Origin of the sequence: Sphingobacterium corticis, from assembly GCF_042684745.1 — a bacterium.
Taxonomy (GTDB): Bacteria; Bacteroidota; Bacteroidia; order Sphingobacteriales; family Sphingobacteriaceae; genus Sphingobacterium; species Sphingobacterium corticis.
Genome location: NZ_JBHUMA010000006.1, coordinates 421151 through 442553 on the forward strand (window position 1 = coordinate 421151; position 21403 = coordinate 442553).

Below are 21403 nucleotides of genomic sequence, written 5' to 3' on the forward strand. Positions count from 1 at the left end.
TTTTCACGAAGAATCGGAGAACTATACTTATAAAGTGAGCCGCAACAAAGTTCACCTTATACTAGGCCTCCCTAAACCATGCCCACCAAGCTTCCTCTATCAAAATCCTTTGTAATGGTGATCGCTCTTGGCATGCGTTCCTTTAACTCTTCGACGTGCGAGATAATACCTACAACGCGGTTTTCCTGATGCAAATATTGTAGCGTATCGAAAACGGTATTGATGCTTTCGTGGTCTTGCGTGCCGAAACCTTCATCGATAAAGAAAAAGTTTTTGTCTGCCTTGTTTAGCGACTGTATATTTTCCGCAAGCGCTAATGCCAAGCACAGTGAAGCCTGAAAACTCTGTCCGCCGGATAGCGTTTTTACTGATCTGCGTCGGCCATCGTTGAGATTGTCAATGACGTCGAAATCGTTGCCTTCGCTGACGCTTAAGCTGAGTTGATTTTTGGTAAGGCGATGGAAACGTTGGTTAGCGATTTCACATAAGCGCTCCATGTGAATAGTGGAGATATAATTCACGAAACCGTTGCCGCGGAAAAGGTTGTCCATCACCTTCAATTGCTCTGCGCGTTTGGTAAGTTCATCGTGTTGTTCGTGCAACTTTTCTTTCTTCGCATATTCCAATGTCAGGTGCGTCAATTCCTTTTCAAGACCGCCGAATTGTGCCAATTGTGCTTCGTACGCGTGATGAATACCCGTCAATTTTGCCTGTTGCTCTTCGAAAATTTCTGCGCTGTAATTGTCATTCGTTGTGCGTTCGATCAAATCGGCCACGCTGCGCTGTAGTACCTCCAGCTGCACATCAAATTCGTGAATTTCCGTACGAATTTTATCGACTGGTAAATCTTTTTGAATGATTTGATTGACCTCAGCCAAATCGCTGTATCCATTTTCCGCCAGCAGTTGTGCAATTTCCGCGCGATATGTTTTTAAGGATTCTCGAAGCAAGCTGAATTGCTCTTTCAATGTTTGATATTTCCCGGCAATATCCGCCATGATTGTTTTCTTCTGATGAAGCAATGTTGTTAAAGATTGATGATCTTCGGTCGTTTGCGCTATTTTACGTTCATGCTCCTGCTTAAGTTGTGTTAGAGCTACTTCATCATGCTGTAGATATTGATCTTCCTCCACAGTTTGAAGTTGATTGCGATATTGTGTAATTAAGTTATTCGCTAAAGAAATCTCTTCCATAATCGATTGCATCCGCTTTTCGTACTTCGCTACGGTGTCCGTTTGTCGGATGATTTCTTCACGGCCGTTCTTTAACTCGGCTTCCAATGCGCGAATGGCATCTTCGGTTTGCTTATTGCGTAATTTCTGTTCGCCAAAAAGGCTTTTGTCTTCGGGCGAATATTGCTCCCAAACGAAATCCTTGATGTGCACGTGCAGTTGTTCGTTTAAAAGATTTTCGTTTTGTTCTAAACGCGAGATTTGATCTTTTTTATTGGTAATAGCGTTCGCGGATTGTCGCAAAGCTTTCGCTTTTTCTTGCAAAGCTAATATGTCTTGCTGAAGCTCCTTTCGTAGCGCGAACAAAGTATTTAATTCCTCGTGTGCATGATCGCTGGACATCGGATGCGGATGTTCTGCCGCGCCACAAAGTGGACAAGGTTCGCCATCGCGCAAAGCATGCGCAAAGTCACCTAACTTAATTTGCACTTGCCATTGCGTTTCTTGCTCGGAGAGAACGCGCAATTGTTCCTGTAGTAAGGTATCTTGTTGTTTGATTTTTTCTTCGAAATCATTTGGGTGATAACCACTTTCGGAAAACTGCTTTTCCATCGTTTCGATTGATAGCGCTACATCTTTCTTTTCCTGAGCAAGTTGATCCATCTGTTTCTGAATATTGTCTTTGCTGACGTACCAGGTTTCAATTTCCATCAATGCGGAAGCATCAAACTTCTCTTCTTTCAGCGTTTCCAGCTTTTCTTCGTCTTGACGTAATTTGAGTTGTGTTTTTTCTAATTCTTTTTTCGATTGCTCCACATAAGGTTCGCCTTTCTTCAGGTTGATTTGTGCAGTCTGTTGCAACGCTTTGTGTTTACGGATCAGTGCCAAAAGATGAAAGTCAGCATGTTCTTTTCTCCAAGTTTCTATTTGACGAAAATCATGATCGACACGTTCGAATTTTTCCTGAACGGTATCAATTTCCTCCGAAAGCGATTTGCGATGACTTTGCAGTTCTTCCACGCGAAGTCCGATGCCATCTTTCTCTTTCTCCATGCGTTGCAGACTGTGCAACGGATCCCGGAATAGCTGAACGGTTTTCTCAAATAGTTGTAATTCTTTTCGAATGTAATTAACGCGATCTTTTTGTTCGATCAATTCTTGTAGAACCGATTGCTTATTCGCGAGTTCGCGATGCCGTTCGGAAGCTTCTTTCAGCAATTGCACCTGCGTTTGCAGCAAATCCAGCTCTTTTTTGGCGTTTGTCAAAAGTTCACGCTCTGCGGTAATGTTCGCTTCTTTTTCGGCTAATATTTCTGGTGAAATGCTTTCGTAGCCAGATAGCGCACCGCGAAGATTTTCGAGTTTTTGATTGTTGACTTGTTGTAAGGCAGAAACTTTTGGTCCGAGGTCATAGCGATTGAGCTGAAAAATTTCCTTCATCATTTCGGATCGCTCTTTTCCTTTCAGCTCTAGAAACTCTTTAAATTGTCCTTGCGGAATGATGATCGTGCGTCGGAAGTTTGCGTAGGATAAATTTGTTACCAATGAACCGTCGGCTGATTCCAAAGGAATCCACTGTTCGGCTTCCCAACGATAAGCGCTTCTTTCTATCGTGCTGGTGTCTTCGAATTTGGATGCACGTCTTTTCCATTGTGCAACGAAACGGTGTTTTTTGCCTTCAAAGTTGAGCAGGTCGAAAACAATTTTCGCTTGCGAAGATTTGAGGTTTAGCATGTTGTAACCCCGGCGATCCGTCTTATTTAGTCGTTCCGTATCGCCGTACAAGGCTAAGCTGATGGCTTCCAAAATGGACGATTTTCCGGAACCTACGGCGCCGAAAATTCCAAAAAGTCCCGCTTCAGTCAATGCGGTGAAATCTATTTCTTGCTTCTCTTGGTAAGAATAAAAGCCTTCTACGCTCAAATATAATGGTAACATGTTCGGAATCTTTTTGGGGTTAGGATTGACGTGGATTTTCGTCCATTTCCGCATTAATCTCACGGAATATGGCTAAAAGTTCCTCGTTCGGTTGTTGCTGATACCTGCTTTGGAAATAATCAACAAACAGGGATTCAACATCTTTTTCCAAATCGGCCATTGTTTTGTTGGACGAGCTGGATTGTTGCAGGTGACGAACGACTGGGATGATATGAATAATTCCATCATGCGCTTCGCGCAAACGTTTCAAGGATTCGGTGCTCATAAAGCTGTCGCTTACCATCGTCAATTCCACCAAGGTATTAGGATTTGCTTCTAGCCAATCCACGGCCGATTGCACTTCCTCGAATCGCTTTCTCATCAACAAGCGACCGCCGTGCAGCGTGTGCGTTTGATAGGACGGGGGAGTGGCAGGTTCAATATCTACCAAAATCACTTTTTTCTCTTGCCCTGCTTCGGAGAAAGAATAGGCCAGCGGACTTCCGGAATACACCACCGGAGCGTCGGAAGTTCCGAGCTGATGATGGCGATGCAAATGCCCAAGTGCGGTATATTGAATTTGAGGAGGAATAGTATCGGTGTAAATCAGTTCTGCGTTGCCGATTTTCAATGGTTTTTCACCTTCAGGTTCTTCTAACACTTCGCCACCGCGTTTCATCATGTATAAATGCGTCACCAATATATTCACGCCTTCATCATCGCAATAGTTGTCGGCCAAGGATTGCCAATGCGAAGCCAATGTTTCGTTGAGCCTGTTGTCCCGATCGTCGTCGTTTCCTAGATATTGCTTTAAGCGAATTTCGTTGGCATATGGTGTGGTCAATACGCGTAGCGGATAGGGAAATTTCGGTAATAATAACTCTACAAATCCTTTGTCTGCACGAAGAATTCTAAATCCATCCGTAGTTGCAGAGGTGCTCAATTGTGCATCCGGATATCCAACGAATAATATGCCACATGCGCGGGCTAAAGGATCAGGCGCATCGATTCTATCCGCAGAATCGTGATTTCCTGCTATCGCAATCACGGGACGGCGTCCATGATTGGTCAGACGTTTTAGCGTAAGATATAATAATTCAATTGCTTCTACCGGAGGATTGAAAGTGTCAAATAAATCCCCGGCAACTACCACAGCATCTACGGCTTCGCGATCTGCTACCTCGCAAATTTCATTCAATACATCCTGTTGTTCTTGTATACGGGAGAAGAAATCCAATCGTTTGCCCAAGTGCCAATCTGCTGTATGTAGTATGCGCATAGTGTATTTTCGCTATCCATGTGAAGAGTTAAAATTAAGGATTTTATTTTTGTCGCGCTATTTTTCCTATATTCGGCTTCGTTATTTTTCCATAACGATCACCTATTATGCGATTTATCTATTTGTTGTTGCTTTGCACGATGGTAACATCGGTTACGCAAGCTCAGTTGCAGGCTGTGCGCAAGAAAAGTGGCTATTCCTATTGGGTTCATGTTCCCGATCATTTGGAGGAAAAAAAGCAATCGCTTCCTATTTTGGTTTTCTTGCATGGGCGCAGTCTTTCCGGATCGGATATCAATCGGGTGAAGCGCTATGGCGTGATTCGTGCAATAGAAAAGGGAAAGCAAATTGATGCCATTGTCGTAGCACCGCAGACATCGAACGGCTGGAATCCAGATAAGGTGATGGATATGGTAGATGAGGTGGCGGATGCGCATCAGGCGGATCGCTCGCGCATTTACGTTTGCGGCATGAGCATGGGTGGATATGGAACGATGGATGTTGCCGGCAAGTATCCGGATCGCATTGCGGCGGCGGTGGCTATTTGCGGTGGCGGAACGCTGGGCTTGGCGTGCGGATTAACGAAAGTGCCGCTTTGGATACATCATGGCAATAACGATCGCATTGTTCCGCTTTCTGAATCGCAGAAGATTTTCAAGGCCATAAAAAACTGCAATCCCCGTGCGGATGCCACGCTAACCGTGGTTCCGGGCGGCACGCATGGGAGCGTGGAAAATATTTTCCATCAGGATGCGATTTATGATTGGATGTTTGGATACACGCGGCAATTATGATGCTTCGGACGGATTTTCTAAAAGATCCGTTACACAGCCAAGTACCTCATGTATATTGTCGCCATTCTCCAACATCGTAAAAGCAATGTAAGCGGCATATATCTCGCCACTGCAAGCTTCATGTTTGTCTGCTAGCACTTTATCGATCACATCTTCTCGAATATCGATGCCAATATGCTCCAATTCGTTGTGCAGGTTGGTCGCAATGCTTTCGTGATCTTCGCCGCAGGCAAAGCCCAATATGATGTGAAGCACCAATTTGTCATAGATTTCAGGATCTATGTTTCCCAACTTCTTGACATATCGCGTGTTGTCAAATCTCTTCTTTGCGCTGCATACAATCTTGTCCCAGATCAGGAACTCTGTTTTTGTCTGCATAATACTAGGTTTACGTTATCGTAAATATAGTAAAATAAAATAAGCGAATGACATATTTCGATAAGTCTGATTATTCGTTTTCCAAAGCTTTTCGATACGACTTAATGTTTTCTGCAATTTCTGGCGCTAGTTCTGGATATTGTATATCCTTATGTTGCTGCAAAACTTCCAGCAAAATTTTGGCTACAATGTAACGCGCATTCCATTTATCATCAGCCGGAACGATGTACCAAGGAGCTTCTTTGGTATTCGTATGTCGAATAGCATCTTCGTAGTACACCATATATTCGTCCCATTTTTTGCGTTCGGACAAATCCGAAGGCGAGAACTTCCAGTTTTTGTCTTCATTGTTCAAACGGCGTAGGATACGATTCTTCTGCTCTTTTTTGCTTATGTTGAGGAAGTATTTAAAGATGATTGTGCCATTTTCCGTCAGGTGTTTTTCAAAGTTATTGATTTGTTCAAACCGTTTTTCCCAAAAATCCTTTGGGAGATTGTCCGTGTCCGAAACGTTTGGTAGATGTTCGTTTTCCAAGTTGTTCGGATGCACTCGATTCACTAACACATTTTCATAATGCGTTCTGTTAAATACGCTGAACTTACCACGCTCTGGCAAAGCGATGTAGTGTCTCCATAAATAATCATGCTGATATTCTTTGCTCGTTGGCACTTTAAAACTGTGCACCACCACGCCGCGCGCGTTAAACTTTTCAAATACTCGGCGTACGAGTGAATCTTTTCCGGCCGTATCCATGCCTTGTATACAAAGCAATACGCTGTATTTTGCATGCGCATACATTACATCCTGTAATTTCGCCAACTTTTTGCGCACATCCTTTAAGTTTTCTTTCGCTTCTTTCTTGCTTAATGGTGTTTCGAGTGCTGTCAGAGATTCCTCGATCCTAAATTTTTTTCCTGCTTGAAATTGTTCAGAATATGCTGTCATAGAATTTTGGTTTATGCGTTGTTCGATTTTTGTGTATTTAGTGACAACAGTTTACGATGGTATTGGTTTGGAAAGTTGTTGGAGGGAAGAGGTTGTTATAAGGTTGATAAGGTTCATGATGTTAAACTGTAAATCACATCGTCATCGTAAGGAGGATCGGAGGAGTGATCTTTAAGCTAATAATCGACGAGGTTAATTCGTAAAGTTGTGAGATTGCTTTACCCGTGTTTTTTGGGTTCGCAACGGCGGCGAAATTTAGATATGCAGAATCACAATCATCGAATTTGCTGATATTTCGTATTATCATTGAATTTAGTGATAATTTACATTATCATTGAATTTGATGATATTTTGTTTATCATTGAATTTAGTGATAAAATGTTTTAATTTGGATAACCATAAAACTTATGGTCAAATATTACATATTTGAATGTGATTGATATTCCATAAAATGAGATTAAAAGCTATATTAACAGGAGATATTGTTGGTTCGCGAGAAGTAGATTCCGTCGTTTGGGGAAAGGCTTTGCGGCGTGTATTGGAGCAGTATGCTACCCGTTTCGATATATATCGCGGAGATAGTTTTCAGGCGGAGCTGCCTGTGGCAAGTGCTGTAGAATGCTGTATGGTGTTGATGGCGGAATTATTGGCGGCAGGAAATATTGGTGTGCGCGTCGGTGTTGGCGTCGGAACTGTTGATCGCATGGAAAAGCACGTGCAGGAATCAACTGGCGAAGCATTTATTCGATCTGGAAAAGCTTTCGATCAACTTAAAAAGGAATTGTTTCGGATGGAAACGCCATGGTCTGATGTCAACGAGCAAGTTAACTTGATCTTCGGATTGTGTGTAGAATTGATGGGAAGATGGACGCCGAATATGGCGGAATCTTTTCTTGCTGCATGGCGAAACCCGAGCATGAGCCAGAAGCAATTGGCGGAACTCCTGAATCGGAAACATCAAAGCCAGATAAGTACTGAGTTAAGTAAGGCCGGTTACGCTAAGATTATCGAAAGTATTCATTATTGTACACGTCAACTTCAATCAAAATGCTAATCATCTTCCTTCAATTTTTGGTTGCGCATGTTTTGGGAGATTTCGTATTCCAAACGAAAACTCTAGTTGCTAAGCGAAAGCAAAATATCCTTTACCTTCTTTTGCATGTCGGTATTCATGGACTGGCTTTATCGCTTGTTTTTTGCCAATCATTGACGACATGGTGGCCGGGAATCGTATTTGTACTAGCTACGCATCTCGCAATAGATAGTTTTAAGATATTGTATGAGCGTAAGTGGAAATCTCGGCCTTTTCAAACGTTTATCATAGATCAAGCATTGCACCTTGCTATGATTTTTTTGGTTATGTTTTATTACTTCCCGAATTATTTTCAGCATATATCCCTATGGACACCCGTAAATTTGCTCTACTTGCTGACTTTGTTGGTTCTTCTGTTTGTTACCCCTATAATGATGCGTACATTTTTCGCTAAATGGGATACAGAGCATGCTTTTACTGGAAAGAAGGAAGAAACTTTACTGGATGCAGGTTTGGTGATCGGGATACTCGAACGCATCATGGTAGTAGTTTTTATTCAGATGGATTTCCTTTCGGGGATTGGTTTTCTGATTGGCGCTAAATCCATCTTCCGCTTTGGTGATCTAACAAATGCTAAAAACACCAAGTTTACCGAATATATTTTGGTTGGAACCTTTCTTAGTTATGCGCTCGCTTTAGGGATAGGTGTGATGCTGAAATTGGCGTTGACTTGGGTGTCGTAATGTGACAATCACACCTGTTATTATGCGTAGAATCGATAATTAACACATTGCTTATAAATTACTTGGTCTGTTTTTTGTATATTTCTTCATGTAAGTGTCAAAAATAAACTAAGATTATGCGCATATCGATCTCCATTATCCTGCTGTTGCAAGTGTGTTTATGTTACGCACAAAAGGTAGACTTATCGGGCATTCGCCAAAACTTCAACAAAGGCGTAAAGAATAAAGAGCTTTGCGAGAAATATCACGAGCAGTTGCAAAAAGGGGCTAAAAGTCCTGTCGAAAAAGGCTACAAGGCAGCTTTTCACATGTTTATGGCTAAGCATACATCCAATCCATTCAAAAAAATGAGTTATTTTAAGGATGCGAAAAGTATGCTGGAAGAGGTGATCGAAGATAATCCACAGAACGTCGAATTGCGATTTATTCGTTTGTGTATTCAATATTATTCTCCGAAATATTTAGGTTACCACAGCGAGGTAGAGCAGGATAAAGAATACGTAATGAACAACCTGCATAAGATGACGGACAAACAAACGAAGCAATTGATCTATGATTACTTGGATGGAGCGAAAATGTACACCGAAAACGAACTAGCGCTTTTGCGACGCTAGAACGTTTCTGGATTCCTTTGAAGCTCAGTTTTCTTATTAGAAGTTCAAAAACTTCATGCCGATTACCCAACCATTTTGGTGATCTCCAGCTTGGATAGCACGCACATAATCTATGCGGAATACCCGAAATTTACCCCAACCAATTTTATCTAATCCTACCGTAAATTCCTGATAAGACGGTTTGTTAGGTATGCTAAAATGATGGTGGCCAATCACTTCGGTAAAACCTAAACGGTTCAATAATGGAATTTTATTCAGTAAAAAGCCTTCGAAATGGTGTTCCGCATGCGTTTCTATATAACGTTGGTTGGTGCTATTGGTGTAATAGGGCAAGATCATAAAGCGATCCATGTATTCTTTTGATGAACCAATGTGCGTTTGGTTTCCATTGAAATGTTTAAAGTCGATAAAAGACATATTATCAGCGTCGAAAAATACTCCACCGCGAGCGAATAATTGCAATGTACCTTTGTTTTGCCAAGATACATCCTCACGAACGTTCGCGGAGGCGAAGAAATAATCGTGATCCGAAGCGAATCCTTGCTCCAATTGAACGCGAATCGTTGGCATGTAAGGTCGGCTGATATATTGGTAACCATCTGGACGATCTATAACACGGCGACCAGGATTGATAACGGATCCTACTCGCCATTTCGCAATATGGTGTCGCTCGAAAGGCGCGCTATTGTAGTTTTCAGGCTGAAGTGGATCATTAGATTCGAACAGTTTGTCTTTATCTCTAAAGGAATAATGTGTGTTTATGAACAAAGGCGAACGTCGATTATATTGTAGCGTTGCGAATATGGATAATTCCGGAGCCAAAACTTGTTCATAAGCGAATTCAATGTGGTCGCGTTGGTAAAGCTTGATGAAATTTTCTTTAAAAAATAAAGAAGCAACGGTGTTCACAAAGGGAGCAATGGGCTCGGATGAATTAAATTGTTGAACATTTGATCCGCCACGCAATGTCAGCGCAGCTCGAGCTTTATTATTCAATACATGGGTTAGAGAGCCATCGAAACGTAATTTTTGATCGGCAAAACCATAGGATATATCGCTGTTGAAATAGGTTCCTCCAAACCCTTTGGCACGCCTTTGTCTTGCAAACAGATTCAAGGTTGGCACGAATCCTTGTACGGCATTATAACGTATTTTATCTACTTGATCTAACAACCCATAACCGATGGTGCGTTTCTTTTCGCGATTGTAATGGCTGTAGCCGAAAAGCATTTTATTGGCCGTGAATGTGTTTGATTTTCGATCAATAGAATCCAGATAAGCCGGCGACCTACGAACTTGTTGAATGCTGTCGCGACGGATGTAATTGGTGGATTCGTCCTCCTTCAAAACCAACGGGCGGTTTTGCGACCAAAAATCATCCGACAACTTATTCGATTGTTCTTCGACCTTAATCAACGTTTTACCAAAAGTTCCCCTTTCGAAAGAAGATACAAATTGGTAATTGCTAAAAACATGGTCGAATTGTCCCGCCATTTTTAAGTTGAATATACCCAACTTGAATTGGATATTTTGGGTTTGTTTCGCCCAGATTGCATCCGTTGGGTGATAAACATATTGCTGTTGGATAAGGATGCTATCAATCACTGGCTCGTTAATGCTTGAGCCTTTTATCGCAACATTCACCGCGTAAATTTGCCATCCCTGATCGATGATGTAAAGGGAACCAGAGGCTACTGGCTCCGCGATACGACGCGGTATTACTTGGATTTCGTGGATAAGATCATCGCCATCTTCGAATGATCGCAATAGCTTAAAACGATAATAATTGAATGCCTGATCCGCCAGTGGCGAGATGATATGATTTAATACCGTAACTTGATTAGCATAAAAATCAAAGTTGGTTCCCATTGCCGAATTAAAACTATAACCTTGGTCGTCGCCACCGACTTTTGATGCCTTCACGGTTTCCGTAAATTTGTTCGGACGATCAAGAGCAACTTCGGACATGGTTTCGGATAGATAGACAATGCCCGAACGCGTAGAATCCAATTGTAAATCGTCTATCACATCTTCATCGACCTCTTTCCCAAATATCTTCTTCGGTAGATCCACCATTTTGATGACACCTTTTGAGTAAAAATCAACTTTATACCGGTCGTATTTTTGTCCATTTTTTTTGCGATGCTTAATAGCTTCTCGCATGATGCGGTCGGCGGAATTTGTTGTGTTCCGTATCGTGACGGTTTCGATTACCTGTTGTATCGGTTGTAATTGCAGGTTGGTCGTTAACGTTTTGCTTTCGTAGTTGATCTTTTTCGATGCGGTTTGATAACCTATTTTATGGACCTGTAATATATAATCTCCAGCCTTAGTAAGTTTGATTTCGTATTCACCTGCGTTGTTTGTTGAACTTCCGAGGTAGCTATCAGCAATCGTGATACTGGCGCCTGCAACGGGTAATCCGGTTTCATCTGTAATAATTCCGCGTATTTGCGCGTTAATAAATAGGGGAAAAGCGGCGATTAGCAGCAAAAGGTACTTCATGTTTGGTTAATGGGTTGAATCAGTTTCACTAAAATAGGAAAAATATCAATTGCAGGCTATTCGATGAGAAGAATAAATAGTTTGTTTTTATTTGAAGGAATTTTTATCTTTGCCGATCATTAAACAATTAACAAATTAATTAAATAACAATGTACGCAATAGTAAATATAGCAGGACAGCAATTCAAGGTTGCAAAAGACCAATATCTTTTCGTGCACCGTTTGCAGGGAGATGAAGGCGCTAGTATTGAATTTGACAACATATTGTTAGCAGAAGACGGTGGTAAATTCACTGTAGGTACACCAAGTATCTCAGGTGCTAAAGTTTCAGCTACGATTTTGTCTCATTTGAAAGGTGATAAAGTAATCGTTTTCAAGAAAAAACGTCGTAAAGGCTACAAAAAGAAAAACGGTCACCGTCAACAATTCACTAAAATCCAAATCACTGGAATTAGTTTGTAAGTAACAAGGCTGAAGAAGCTTTGATAATAATTGAATGTTTAATCTGACGTCAAGTCATAAATTAAGATAAGAAAATGGCACACAAAAAAGGTGCGGGTAGTTCCAAGAACGGTCGTGAGTCACACAGTAAGAGATTAGGTATCAAAATTTTCGGTGGTCAAACAGCTATCGCTGGTAACATCATCGTTCGTCAACGTGGTACTAAACACAACCCTGATGCAAACGTAGGTATCGGTAAAGATCATACTTTGTATGCATTGGTAGACGGAACTGTAGTTTTCCGTAAAAAAGCTAATGATAAATCATACGTTTCTGTAGTTCCTGCTGAGCAGAACTAATTAAGCGGTTTATCGCAAGAAAAAGCCTTCGAACAATATGTTCGAAGGCTTTTTTGTTTTGTGGAAGTTTGATTTTAGTTTATAGTAGTTAAGGGATGATGGATAGTAGTTGCGCTGTTTCCAACTGTCAGCGAATCGAAGCTGAAGGAGGTAGGCGTTTTCATTTTGATAGATCGTAAAGTGCCACCTTATCGCTGGCGCATTGGATGGGTTAATTTTCCATCATAAACGAAAAGAGGTTATCGAAAGCGGATGTACGAAAACTCAATTTTAAGATCAGAAAACAATGCATCTAAAACTGTGTCAGTAATGTTTTTGAGATTGACTTAAAATAAAAACTGCCGATCTTTTTGGGATCGGCAGTTTAGGAGTTATTTTTTCCAGATGGATTTTGCTTCGAATACTTCGAGGGAATCGACATCAATATTGTTTCCAAAAAAATGGAAGCCTTCTTTGTTATTTTTGTCGGGTTTGCGCTCCATAGAGTAGGAGTAGCGACCCCCATCAATGAATACCTCAATGGATGTGTTGTCGATGTAGATATCTGCGGTAAGCGACATGCTGGTCATATCTTCTGGGGAATAGAAAACACCGTTAATCGTATTATGGTTCATGTCGTAGCGTACAATACGTTGTCCAAACAAATTGAGTCCGGCATCGGTGGCATGAGATAAAGTGAACGTCGTGCGAATGCGTAATTGTTTGGCATCGTCGAAAGGTTTAAGCTCTTTGTTCGCGTCGTCCGATTTTAGCTTCGTCCATTTCTTTACTGACGTAAACAGTTTTTCCACCTCAGCAACCGGCTCGCTATAAAGTCGAACGCCGTTGTTGGTCTTCTTTAAAGTCAGTTCGGTAGGCAGTAGGAACATGCCATTGAATGGCATTCCAGGGTGTGCAACACGTCCCCATCCAATTTGAATGCGACGGCCGTCACTTTCCGGAATATTAGAAAATGTTTGCGCAGCATAGATCGTTCCCGTGCCTAGTTGATGCTTTCCGCTTTCCGGCGTAAATTTCTTGCCGTCAAACGAACCAATCATATAGGTGTTGGAGGCACCATACATGACCCATTTTTTGTTGTTTTCATCGCCATCAACGGCTAATTCGAATAATTCAGGACATTCCCAAAATCCGGTTGTGTGGCTTTCGTATTTCCAATCTTTCAAATCCGTGGAGGTATATATTGATTGCCCATCGCGTTCATTCAATACCATCACCCAATGTTTGGTAGGTTCGTGCCAAATGATTTTAGGATCTCGTGTATCGCGGCTATTCCATTTCTCTTTGCTGTCAATCACCGGGTTGTTAGCATACTTTGTCCATGTGCGACCGTTATCTAGGCTGTAAGCCATGCATTGTACTTGTCGTTCTCCTGTCTCGGCGGTGTAAGAAGCCACCATTGCCGGTTTGTCCGGTTTCCCCCAACCGGATGTGTTATTGTAATCAATTACTGCAGAGCCCGAAAACATCGTTCCTATCTCATCTGGATGCAATGCTACGGGCAACTCCTCCCAATGAATTAGATCTTTACTTACCGCATGCCCCCATGACATATTTTCCCACTCGCGTTCGTATGGATTATGTTGATAGAACAAATGATATTCGCCTTCGTAGAATATCAGTCCGTTCGGGTCGTTTACCCAGCCTCGGCGCGTAGTAAAATGAAATTGCGGACGATTGAATTCTTGATAGATTGAATCCTGTCCAGCTATTTTATCATCTTGATAGATTTGTTTCAACGAGCTTTCGTCCCCGTCATAACTTAGCGTTATTGTTTTGCCTTTAAATTCTGAAACATCTGAGAAAACCCAATATTCCGGTTCGCCATCTGCCAAGCGAATGTTGAACTTTCGTTCTTCTTGACCATTTACCGCCATCTTCATTACTTTCCGATCGACTTTGTGAGAAATTGGAAAGTTCAGATATTGTTTAGTGATTTTGATTTTTATATCGCCTGCTTGCGCGAAAAGCGCGCAAGATGTCAAAGCAATAGTGCTTAAAAAAGTGTTGAAACTAAAGTTCATTCTTGGTACGATGCTTATTATTCCGTTCATGTAATTATAATCAAAACTGGCAATATTCAGCGAATTAACCTATCAAATTTGTATCAAAATTATCTAAATAACGATCATTGTTTAATTGATACCAATGATGGTCCATGGATTCTACGACAAATTTAGACGTTATTTCAAACCCTAATTTCTTTAATACACGATCCGATTTTTTATTTCTGCAATCTGCAATAGCAAATATCTCCGTAAGCTTCATTTCTCGAAAACCATATTCTAGCGTTGCCTTTGCCGCCTCGCTTGCGTAACCTTTTCCCCAAAATCGAGGAATCAACCGATAACCTAAATCATAATAATTTATATGTCCGTTTGTTGGTTCAGTAATATATTTTAAACCGCACCAACCAATAAATTCATTGGAATTTTTATCGATGATTGCGCAACGACCAATGTTGTAATCAATGTATTGTTGGCGAATGAAATCAATGATCTGCTTGACCTGCTGCATATCGCTCAATGGCGTTTTGCCCAGATAGCGATGCACCTCCGCATCGGAATCTAGTTCAAAAAGTCCTTCAGTATCTTCGTAGGTTATTTCTCGAAGGATTAATCTTTTAGTTTCTACAGATTTACTCATTAGGCTTGTTAGTTAACGGTGACATTTGTTCTTAAGATCGTTCATTTTCGATAATACTTTATCATTTCGACGCATAATTCTTGCTATTAAATAATTTATGTTAAAGGCATTGCTTTGGCTTCCAGTTTATTATTGTTTTGGCCTAGATATTGCTAAACCGATTTTGTTTTAAAAATTATCACGAATAAAAACAATATGAACATCAACAAAACAATTTTCGGAACATTAGCGGCTGTGTTTGCTGCATTCATCATGTCTAGCTGTAGCGATGATATTGACTTAGGCGATTCTAATCAAATGACAATTGAAGCATCATCATTACCTAGAGCATCAACTGCTACCGTCGAGACTTATTTTTCGGGTGCAACTATTACTACAGCCAAAAAATCCAATACCGCTAATATCTACGGGTCAATTTACAGCGCACTGTTAAGCAATGGATTCGAAATCGATTTCAACGAACAAGGTTTGTGGACAGAGATAGAAAGCGAAAAGGACATAGCTATTCCGGATCAATTTTTGGATGGTGAACTGCCAACCATTTTTGCTTATTTGAACGCTAATTATCGAGATAATTTTGTGGTAGAATTAGAGCGCGAAAGGAGCGGCTACACAGTTGAGCTAAATAACGGCGTTGATTTAGTATTCGATCAAGAGCAAAACTTTATTGGTATTGATTTGGATGAAAATGACGACGATGAAGTTCGTATAGCATACGAAGAACTGCCGGAAAACAGTCGCAACTTTATCGCAGCTAATTTCGAAGGTGCTACTGCTATTACCGTTAAAAAGGAAACAGATAACCGTGTGGTTTCCTACGATGTTTATCTAGACAACGGAGTTAAAATTGAATTTAACCAAGAGGGTAACTGGGTGGAAATGGAAAGCAAACGCAATCAAGATTTGCCAATGAGCATCCTTCCTCAAAATGTTGCTCAATATATCGCGCAAAACTACCGCGGATTTGTTTTGACAGAAGTAGAAATCGAAAGCAATGGTCGATATAGCTTGGAATTAGTAAACCGCATCACTCGTCAAGACGTAGAATTGGAATTCGACGCAAACGGAAATTTTATCCGCGAGGACAATTAAACTAGGCGCTATTGCCGACCTGAACAAATAAATATAATGCGGAGGATTGATTTAGTCGATCCTCCGTTTTTACTTTTAATTCCAACAAAAAGCTATAAAATTATTGCTAAATACGTAGTCAAAGTATCTACATCATCGATATAGCGCGTAGATAGACAGTTAATTCATTATATTCGTAATAAAATTTCTACTACAAGGAATAATTACACTATGAATACGATCTGTCAAATGAACTTATATATGCTTCGATTTGTAGCCGCTTTAGTCGCTTGCGCTTTTCTAAGCAGCTGTTTCGATATTGTGGAAGATGTTACGCTGAAAGGGAATGGTAGCGGAAGCATCAAAGCAACAGCAAATCTAAGTAAAAGCAGAACCAAGGTAGCTTCGTTGATGAAGCTCGACAAAGTCGACGGTGTTAAAATTCCAAAGGAAGCCGATATCCGGAGAGAAATGGGAGAGGTGGTTGTGTTGCTTCGAAAAACACCCGGTATTTCTAATGTCAAAGAGACTTTAGATTTCGACAATTACATTGCGACACTGTCTTGCGATTTCACTTCGGTAAGTGCGCTGAATGCTTTTACGACTACGCTATCTAAACATTTTAAGGCCAACGTTAATGGATATTCGAGTTATGCATACGATGCGAAAACCGGGACTTTTGAGCGTAAATCGGCCTACAATGCAGAAGCCAAGAAGAAACTGGACCAGCTTAGCGCAGAAAGTAAAAAGAGCTTTTCAGATGCCTTTTATTCGGCCATATATCGATTTGAAAAGCCGGTAAAATCGGTGTCAAATAATCAAGCAAAAATTTCTTCCAATAAAAAAGCTACCATGCTCAAGGTTTCGGCACTGCAGGTTATGGAAGGCAAAGTCAATCTCTCCAATAAAATTCAACTCAGCAACTAATAAGTTATTTTTATCATATGAAAATGAAATATTTCATTGCCGCGTCGCTTGCTTTTTTCTTTGGCAGTCAATACTCACGCGCGCAAGATTTGGTAGATCGGGTTCCCGAACACGCTAATGTATTCGTTACGTTAAACACCAAAGCGATTTTCCAACATTTAGACATCAATGATGTGAATGGACTTTTCGAACGTTTAGGCATGTTCAAAGCGTTGGAAGAGAAAGCAAATAGCAAAATGACCAGCATCCAAGATGCCGGAATTGACGTCAATTCGAAAGCATATATGTATGTGGAAGTGACAGACAGCGTGCAATACCTAGGCGGTTTATTGCCCTTGGCGAATGCGCAGCAATTTGAAGCGTTGGTAAGCAGCAAAAAGAAAATTCAAATCGTTCAAGGTTTAAAAACGGTATACAATCATGACAAAACCATTCGATTGAGTTTCGATGATAGGAATGTCTACATCCTAGGTGCGTTGCCGCACACGCCATATTTTGCTCGAGAAGATGTACGCGTGCGCTTTAATTTGCCTGAAATGATGGAAGAAGCGTATCCGACGTACGATTACTCGGATGATGCGGCGGCGATGGTGGATACCGCATATTGGGGCGACGATTGGGCTTATGCGGACACCGCTGTGGTCGATGACTATTGGGAAGAAACGGATACGGTGGATTATGAAGTAGTTGATAGCGCAATGGTTGTTGCTGTACCAGCACCCGTGCCAGCTCCTCCGATCGTTTGGGATGGCGATTATGATGCTGTCGATTCTGTATTGGAACAAGATCAATACGCAGACGATTATTACCTGAATTATCGTAACTACATTAATGAGCGTGATTCGTTGGTTAGCATTATTGTTTCCGGCTGGCTAGAAAACCACATGCGGGATATGCTTTCAGGTAAAGTGAAATCCTATCGTTCGAAATACAAATTAGCTAAAATGAGCGACAATGTAATTGCCGATGTGCAGCTTCGTAATTTTGGTTCATTCTATCAGGCATTCCTACCTGCTGATATTTTCTACAGCATGGTTGGTTATTCGAAAACACCTAATTTCGATTATGGTGTGGATGCTATTAGCGGGCAATTAGTGGTTGAAGGTAATCGATTATTATTCAAAGGCAACGCAGAGCTAGATCGCGAAATGAGTCGTTATTTCCGTGATATCTACGCGAAGAAGATGAACAAAAAGTTTTTACCACATCTTCAGCAAGATCTATTGGGATTTATGTCATTCGCTATGGATACAGAAGATTACATCAAACACATGCCAGCCATGATGCAACGCTATTACGGACCGATGGCAGGGCGTTACGATAAATTTGTCGATGTAGCTGCAGTATTTTTCGATGTGTTGTTGGATGAAAAAGCGATTGCCAAAGTGTTTAAAGGCGATAATTTAATGGTAATGTACGGTGTAACGCCTACGAAGGTGACATACACGGATTATGAATACGATGATGATTACAATTATAAAGAGGTAGAAAAAGAAAAGACAGAGCAAATTCCCGATTTTATCTGGATGTTCTCCTCAGAAGATATGCGCATCTTTGATAAGATGATTCAAATCGGTGTGCAAGAATCAAAAGTGGAGGATCTCGGCGGTATTTATGCATTGGAAAAAGGTTACCGCTCGGGACTGCAATTATATTTTTTGACTAAGGATGGAGTCGTTTACGTAGGAAGCAATTTGTCGAAACTACAAGACATCAAAGCAAATAAACCAATGCCAAGCCCACATAAACCGTATGTCAATATGGTAAGAAACGATGCGTTTTCGGTATTGTTTAACACAAAAAGAGCACCTGAGTTGTTTGATGAAATGAACATCCCGATTGATAGAAAAATGAAGTCTACAGTGGAGGAGTTAGGGCAGTACGGCGATTTCTATTTCCGCTCTTCCGGTATTCGTAAGAATAAAGTAGACGCCGAAATCGCGGTAGATTTCCCGAGTGAAAAAGATAACGCTTTGTTATTCATTTTCGAATTGGTTAACAGATTGAGTACAGAAGCTAAATATTAATACAATGAGAAAAGGAGTACGTATTTTTGGATGGGTCAGCCTAGTTTTAGGCTTTATCGCATTATTAGTCGTACTCCTTTTTCTTTACCGAAACCATCGCGCTAATCAACAGCTGATCCCTCAGACAGCAGAAGCGATTCTAGAAGTAAAAGCCGATGAAATTTTCCGTCAGCTTTTAGGAAATGCAATTGCTAATCCGACGTCTTATTTTGCTGGTAAAAAGGATAGCGCAAAAGATGATCGCTTCGAGGATTTGCGACCGTGGAATTTGGGAGTAGATCTACCTGCGAAATTCTATTTTTTTCAAATCCCACAAGCGCCATCCAGTTACTTGTGTTTTCTAAAGATAGATGATCTTACCCGATTAAAAGCATTGCTAACGGATCGAATGCAGCTTACATGGAACGACGAAGGAAATAATTGGTCCGCAACCAACGAGGATCAGAAACTAGTGTTCGCCGGAAATGCAGAGCATGCTGTGTTAGCTTGGTCATCGAAGAAGGACAACAGCAATCCGTCCCTCATCTTCGAATTATTAGATAAGACGGAAAATATGGTGCCGATATCGGATTTTCTAGATAGCATTCCTTCGAATGATCGCGGACAAATTACCTATTGGCAACCGCATACAGCAAATCATTGGAGTATCTCACTAAAAGTGGGAAAAGCTTCTCTTGAAGGTGTCTGGTCTAACGATTCGTGGCAATTCCCAGAAAAAACGAACGCTCCTGCGTTAGATAACGAAGCTATTCTTTCGGTTGCTTTACATGCCGATATTCGTAATTGGTTGGCACAACATCCGGAATGGTTGCCCAGTCAGGATATTACGTGGAGCGAAGTTTCGCCCTATATTGGGAATTATTTTGAAATGCAATGGAAAGCCGGAACAGTTATGCAATCTGACACCGTCGTAACGTATGATTACGACGATAATTTCGAAATGGTAGAAAAGCAAGAATTGCGCGAGGAAGCTGTTCCAAACCTTACATTATCGTTGATGGCTTCGCCACATTTATTAACCTACCTGCCGGAAAAGATGTTCTACAAATTTAATCGCGGACAGAACGGTCAACTATTGGAACTGAGCACATCACCAACTTCCTTAAAAACACCTCGGCCGTTCGTTGAGAATGATGCGCATTTTGTGTTAAAGTACCGCGAACCCAACTTGTCGGAACAACAACATTTGCCTATTCCTACGTGGTTACAAATTTATAGGAGCGTAGATATTACGGGGGAAAGCACAAAAGCGCATACCATTCGTATTTCCGGAGAAATGCTCACCGCAAACCAAAATCTTCATCCAATAAAACAATTGGCGGATCAGCTATCCAGCAAGAACAACTAAGCTTTCTTGAAAACCGATAGCATACTGCACATCGCAAAGAGCAATAATCCGAATAGCGAAAATACGCCGTAAGAAATACGCAAGCTAGACAATTCGGCTAAATAACCGATAAGCGGAGGTCCGATCAAGAAACCCAAATAGCTTAAGCTAGAAACCATGGCAAGTGCCATTCCTGAAGGAATGGTTGGGTGCTTTCCTGCCACGGAATAGATCGTCGGAACGTTGCATGCGACACCAAAACCAACCAACATAAACCCCGCCGTGCTGGCCATTAACGTTGGAAAACTAACTGCAATCGCTAAACCTAGAAACATCAAAATACCGCTATATTGCAACATTCGCCGACGGCCGAATCGCGTGAGCACCTTATCACCAATGAATCGTGCCGTAGCCATCATGATCATAAAGGAAGCATAGCCTAAGACTATCAAACTCTTCGGAGCATGAACCACCTCATCGAAATAGACGCCCGACCAATCGAACATTGCACCCTCTGTAGCCATGCTACAAAAGCCAACAATACCTAGAGAAATCAACATTCCATCCGGTTTAAAGGCAAATCCACTTTTCTTCGGCGCATTCTCCGCTGGCGGAGCCAAGTATTTTCGGTTGGCCAAATTTAATGTCCAAACAATCGCTGTCACAATTAAGAAATGAACCTCAATGCCTATATTAAAGGTCATACAAATTAAGCCAATCAACGCGCCTGTGAATCCCGCGATGCTCCACGTGCCATGAAAAGAGGACATAATTGATCTTTGGTAAATACCTTCTGCTAACACGCCCTGCGTGTTTACGGCAATGTTGCACATGTTGCCAATAATTCCGAAAAGAAGTAATGCTGCTCCAAGCCACCAAGCATTGGGTGCTAAAGCAATGGAAAATAAATTGGCAACATAGAGCATACCGACAATTGGCAATAGCCGATGGCTACCGAATTTAGAAACCAAATTTCCGGAAATAGGCATGGTTAGCAACTGTCCGATCGGAAGCATAAGTAGGATAGTTCCTAGCTCGCCTTCGGATAGCTCTAAAGCTTGTTTTATTGTTGGGATTCGGCTTGCCCAGGAAGCAAAAGCCAATCCCTGACAGAAATAAAAAGCTGCAACAGCGATTCGTATTCTACGTCTTTCGGAAAGGGGAGCGTCGGACGTAACGTCGCAGGTGGATGTCGGCATGGTGAAGAAAAAATTTGGTCACAAAT

The 21403-nt window shown here is 41.3% G+C and carries 18 protein-coding genes; 10 read left to right on the forward strand and 8 right to left on the reverse strand.

From position 1 onward, the window contains the following. Nucleotides 1–71: 71 nt before the first annotated feature. Together ACFSQ3_RS07895 and ACFSQ3_RS07900 are read right to left on the reverse strand one after the other, a co-directional pair. A complete protein-coding gene (locus ACFSQ3_RS07895; protein ID WP_380868998.1) occupies nucleotides 72–3110 on the reverse strand; it encodes an AAA family ATPase in 3039 nt (1012 codons plus the stop codon). A gap of 19 nt (nucleotides 3111–3129) precedes the next feature. Further along, nucleotides 3130–4368, reverse strand: a complete 1239-nt coding sequence (locus tag ACFSQ3_RS07900; RefSeq protein ID WP_380868999.1) for a metallophosphoesterase family protein — start codon at nucleotides 4366–4368, stop codon at nucleotides 3130–3132. Nucleotides 4369–4475: 107 nt separating this feature from the next. Here ACFSQ3_RS07900 and ACFSQ3_RS07905 point away from each other — a divergent pair, with 107 nt between their 5' ends. Continuing rightward, on the forward strand, nucleotides 4476–5162 hold the full coding sequence (locus ACFSQ3_RS07905) for a carboxylesterase family protein (RefSeq protein WP_380869000.1): 687 nt from the start codon (nucleotides 4476–4478) through the stop codon (nucleotides 5160–5162). Here ACFSQ3_RS07905 and ACFSQ3_RS07910 read toward each other — a convergent pair. Together ACFSQ3_RS07910 and ACFSQ3_RS07915 are read right to left on the reverse strand one after the other, a co-directional pair. Continuing rightward, entirely contained in the window at nucleotides 5157–5540 is a 384-nt protein-coding gene (locus ACFSQ3_RS07910) for a hypothetical protein (RefSeq protein WP_380869001.1), read from the reverse strand. The two genes, ACFSQ3_RS07905 and ACFSQ3_RS07910, sit on opposite strands and share 6 nt — an antisense overlap. A 70-nt stretch (nucleotides 5541–5610) precedes the next feature. After that, the gene (locus tag ACFSQ3_RS07915) at nucleotides 5611–6486 is read right to left on the reverse strand and encodes a PPK2 family polyphosphate kinase (protein ID WP_380869002.1); all 876 of its coding nucleotides are present in this window, start codon (nucleotides 6484–6486) and stop codon (nucleotides 5611–5613) included. A gap of 451 nt (nucleotides 6487–6937) precedes the next feature. Between ACFSQ3_RS07915 and ACFSQ3_RS07920 the strand changes: the two genes are divergently transcribed. The 3 genes from ACFSQ3_RS07920 to ACFSQ3_RS07930 all read left to right on the forward strand — a co-directional run bounded on the left by ACFSQ3_RS07920 (nucleotide 6938) and on the right by ACFSQ3_RS07930 (nucleotide 8876). After that, a complete protein-coding gene (locus tag ACFSQ3_RS07920; RefSeq protein ID WP_380869003.1) occupies nucleotides 6938–7540 on the forward strand; it encodes a hypothetical protein in 603 nt (200 codons plus the stop codon). After that, nucleotides 7534–8262, forward strand: coding sequence for a DUF3307 domain-containing protein (locus tag ACFSQ3_RS07925; RefSeq protein ID WP_380869004.1), 729 nt, complete (start codon nucleotides 7534–7536; stop codon nucleotides 8260–8262). The genes ACFSQ3_RS07920 and ACFSQ3_RS07925 overlap by 7 nt, the downstream gene beginning before the upstream one ends. Nucleotides 8263–8378: 116 nt before the next feature. Then, the gene (locus tag ACFSQ3_RS07930) at nucleotides 8379–8876 is read left to right on the forward strand and encodes a hypothetical protein (RefSeq protein ID WP_380869005.1); all 498 of its coding nucleotides are present in this window, start codon (nucleotides 8379–8381) and stop codon (nucleotides 8874–8876) included. Nucleotides 8877–8912: 36 nt separating this feature from the next. Here ACFSQ3_RS07930 and ACFSQ3_RS07935 read toward each other — a convergent pair whose 3' ends face one another. Next, nucleotides 8913–11381 (reverse strand): DUF5686 and carboxypeptidase regulatory-like domain-containing protein, encoded by a 2469-nt coding sequence (locus ACFSQ3_RS07935; protein WP_380869006.1) that lies wholly within the window; start codon nucleotides 11379–11381, stop codon nucleotides 8913–8915. A gap of 149 nt (nucleotides 11382–11530) precedes the next feature. On the opposite strand from ACFSQ3_RS07935, the gene rplU reads away from it, so the two are divergent. Together rplU and rpmA are read left to right on the forward strand one after the other, a co-directional pair. After that, nucleotides 11531–11842 (forward strand): 50S ribosomal protein L21, encoded by a 312-nt coding sequence (rplU, locus tag ACFSQ3_RS07940; RefSeq protein WP_380869007.1) that lies wholly within the window; start codon nucleotides 11531–11533, stop codon nucleotides 11840–11842. 74 nt (nucleotides 11843–11916) lie between these two features. Continuing rightward, nucleotides 11917–12180 (forward strand): 50S ribosomal protein L27, encoded by a 264-nt coding sequence (gene rpmA / locus ACFSQ3_RS07945; protein ID WP_380869008.1) that lies wholly within the window; start codon nucleotides 11917–11919, stop codon nucleotides 12178–12180. Nucleotides 12181–12551: 371 nt separating this feature from the next. On the opposite strand, the gene ACFSQ3_RS07950 is transcribed toward rpmA, so the two are convergent. Further along, a complete protein-coding gene (locus tag ACFSQ3_RS07950; RefSeq protein WP_380869009.1) occupies nucleotides 12552–14234 on the reverse strand; it encodes a DUF4980 domain-containing protein in 1683 nt (560 codons plus the stop codon). 34 nt (nucleotides 14235–14268) lie between these two features. Further along, the gene (locus ACFSQ3_RS07955; RefSeq protein WP_380869010.1) at nucleotides 14269–14826 is read right to left on the reverse strand and encodes a GNAT family N-acetyltransferase; all 558 of its coding nucleotides are present in this window, start codon (nucleotides 14824–14826) and stop codon (nucleotides 14269–14271) included. A 195-nt stretch (nucleotides 14827–15021) separates the two neighbouring features. On the opposite strand from ACFSQ3_RS07955, the gene ACFSQ3_RS07960 reads away from it, so the two are divergent. From ACFSQ3_RS07960 to ACFSQ3_RS07975, 4 genes are all read left to right on the forward strand, one after another. Next, complete coding sequence (locus ACFSQ3_RS07960) at nucleotides 15022–15918, forward strand: PepSY-like domain-containing protein (protein ID WP_380869011.1); 897 nt, start codon at nucleotides 15022–15024, stop codon at nucleotides 15916–15918. Between the two features lie 210 nt (nucleotides 15919–16128). Continuing rightward, entirely contained in the window at nucleotides 16129–16824 is a 696-nt protein-coding gene (locus tag ACFSQ3_RS07965) for a hypothetical protein (RefSeq protein ID WP_380869012.1), read from the forward strand. A 23-nt stretch (nucleotides 16825–16847) separates the two neighbouring features. Then, a complete protein-coding gene (locus tag ACFSQ3_RS07970) occupies nucleotides 16848–18851 on the forward strand; it encodes a hypothetical protein (protein WP_380869013.1) in 2004 nt (667 codons plus the stop codon). 4 nt (nucleotides 18852–18855) lie between these two features. Further along, complete coding sequence (locus ACFSQ3_RS07975) at nucleotides 18856–20199, forward strand: hypothetical protein (RefSeq protein ID WP_380869014.1); 1344 nt, start codon at nucleotides 18856–18858, stop codon at nucleotides 20197–20199. On the opposite strand, the gene ACFSQ3_RS07980 is transcribed toward ACFSQ3_RS07975, so the two are convergent. Next, nucleotides 20196–21377, reverse strand: coding sequence for an MFS transporter (locus tag ACFSQ3_RS07980; protein WP_380869015.1), 1182 nt, complete (start codon nucleotides 21375–21377; stop codon nucleotides 20196–20198). The two genes, ACFSQ3_RS07975 and ACFSQ3_RS07980, sit on opposite strands and share 4 nt — an antisense overlap. Nucleotides 21378–21403 lie beyond the last annotated feature (26 nt).